Genomic DNA, 2,397 nt, shown 5'->3' on the forward strand with positions numbered 1-2,397 from the left:
TCGCGAAAGCAATCGTTCATCCAACACTTCATTTGATTGATCCGACGCCTTCGCGAGCAAGCCCGCTCCCACATTTGTTTTGTGCTGCTTTTAAGGCCTGCGTTGGCGCATCAGATGCTTGAACCCTTCAAACACCAGCACCACCACCGCCAGCCAGATCGGGATGTAGGTCAGCCATTCACCGGGTTTGATGCTCTCGCCGAGCAGCAGCGCCACGCCCAGCAGCAACACCGGCTCAACGTAACTCAACAAGCCGAACAGGCTGAACGGCAGCAAGCGGCTGGCAATGATGTACACCACCAGCGCCGACGCACTGATCAGGCCGAGCAGCGGAATCAACCACGTCAGTGCCGGGTACTGGTCGAATACCGCGAAACCTTGTTCGCCACTGTGCACGAACCAGTACGCGACCGGCAGCATCAGCGTCATGTCGACCCACAAGCCGCCGAGGTTGTCGGTCTTGAGGTATTTGCGCAGCACGAAATACAACGGGTAACCGACGACAACGACCAGCGTCGCCCAGGAAAAACCACCGACCTGATACAACTCGTTCAACACGCCGAGGCTGGCAAAAAACACCGCGACTTTCTGCAAGTACGACAGGCTCTCGCCATAAGCGATGCGGCCGGTCAGCACCATGGCCAGCGGCAACAGGAAGTAGCCCAGCGACACATCGAGGCTGTAACCATTGAGCGGCGCCCACATGAACAGCCACAACTGCACGCCCAGCAGTGCGGACGAAAGGATCAGGCCACCGATCAACTTCGGCAGTGCAGGGACCCGGCGCAGCAGCTCCAGCACCCGCCGCCATTCGCCGGACAACAACATGAACACGGTCATGCAGGGCACGGTCAGCAACATCCGCCAACCGTAGATTTCCACGCCGCTCAACGGGGTGAGCAACGAGGTGTAGTAATACATGACGGCAAACAGCGTCGATGCTGTCACCGATAGAGCGATACCTTTAGACAAACTGTCCTCGCGGGGGTGATGGTCAAACGGGGCGCGCAGGATACGTGGTTTTTGTGGTGAATATTGGCCAGATGGTCATTATTTTCAACAGATCCAAAAGCCCCTCACCCTAACCCTCTCCCGAAGGGAGAGGGGACTGACCGAGGTGTCTCAGGAGTTTCAGCGACGTGAAAGTCCGAGTCGATTGTGGATTCACCACGAGAGCTTCAGGCAAAAGCTTAGCTTCAATATCCCCCAATCGGTTCCCTCTCCCTCCGGGAGAGGGCTAGGGTGAGGGCAGCGGTCTCAAGCCGAACGCGGTTTGCGCCCCGACACAAAATGGCTCACATCATTAAACCCCGGCGTAGACGCATGCCCCGGCGTCACCAGCGAGTCGATAAACGCCTCATCCTCCGCCGTAATCTTCACCGCCTGTGCCTTGGTGTACGCATCCCATTGCTCTTCAGTGCGCGGCCCGACAATCGCCGACGTCACGGCGCCGTTGTTCAGCACCCAGGCAATCGCAAACTCGACAATTCCGACCCCACGCTCTTTCGTGTATTGCTGAATCTGCTGGGCAATGCGCAACGACTCCACACGCCATTCGGTTTCCAGAATCCGCTTGTCCTGACGCCCGGCACGGCTGTTGGCGTCCGGGGTCACGTCCGGTGCGTACTTGCCACTGAGCACGCCACGGGCCAGCGGGCTGTAAGGCACCACGCCGAGGCCGTAAGTCTGGGCGGCTGTGATCTGTTCGGTTTCAGCCTGACGGTTGACGATGTTGTACAGCGGCTGGCTGATCACCGGGCGATCGACCCCGAGTTTGTCCGCCACGCGAATCACCTCTGCAATCCGCCAGCCGCGATAGTTCGACAGGCCCCAATAACGGATCTTGCCCTGGCGAATCAGATCGCCGATGGCCGAAATCGTCACTTCAAGCGGTGTGTTGTGGTCTTCGCGGTGCAGGTAATAGATGTCGAGATAGTCGGTGCCGAGCCGGTTCAGACTGGCTTCCAGACCATTGAAGATATGCTTGCGGCTCAAGCCGCTGCGGTTCGGAACACCGTCCACCGGGCCGAAACCGACCTTGGTCGCCAGCACCCATTCGTGGCGATGACGGGCGATGGCTTCGCCGACGATCTCTTCCGAGCGGCCATTGGTGTAGACGTCAGCCGTGTCGATGAAGTTGATGCCCTGATCCCACGCCTTGTCGATGATGCGCAGCGAATCCTCCGCGCTGGTCTGCTCGCCAAACATCATCGTGCCGAGAGTGAGGGTGGACACCTGCAACCCCGAGTGACCCAGTGTGCGATAGCTCATGCCGAAATCCTTTTGTCGGTGGGAAAGTTTCCATCAAATACCAGAAGCATCCGGCGCGGCAAAGTGAATTTATCCAGCAGAGGCCCCGTAACAGTCGCGGAAATAAATACCGTTTATCGCCACTGT

2 protein-coding genes are annotated in these 2,397 nt (G+C 58.4%); both read right to left on the reverse strand.

What is annotated here, in order from left to right; genetic code table 11:
- Nucleotides 1-90: 90 nt before the first annotated feature.
- Nucleotides 91-972: an EamA family transporter RarD gene (rarD, locus tag ACW9HX_RS29000; protein WP_457383203.1), complete on the reverse strand. Its 882-nt coding sequence runs from the start codon at nt 970-972 to the stop codon at nt 91-93.
- A 285-nt stretch (nt 973-1,257) separates the two neighbouring features.
- Nucleotides 1,258-2,271 carry an aldo/keto reductase gene (locus ACW9HX_RS29005; RefSeq protein WP_457383204.1) on the reverse strand — a complete coding sequence of 338 codons (1,014 nt, stop codon included), beginning with the start codon at nt 2,269-2,271 and terminating at the stop codon, nt 1,258-1,260.
- Between the last annotated feature and the right edge of the window lie 126 nt (nt 2,272-2,397).

The sequence above is a fragment of the Pseudomonas sp. SDO52101_S400 genome, from assembly GCF_054071635.1.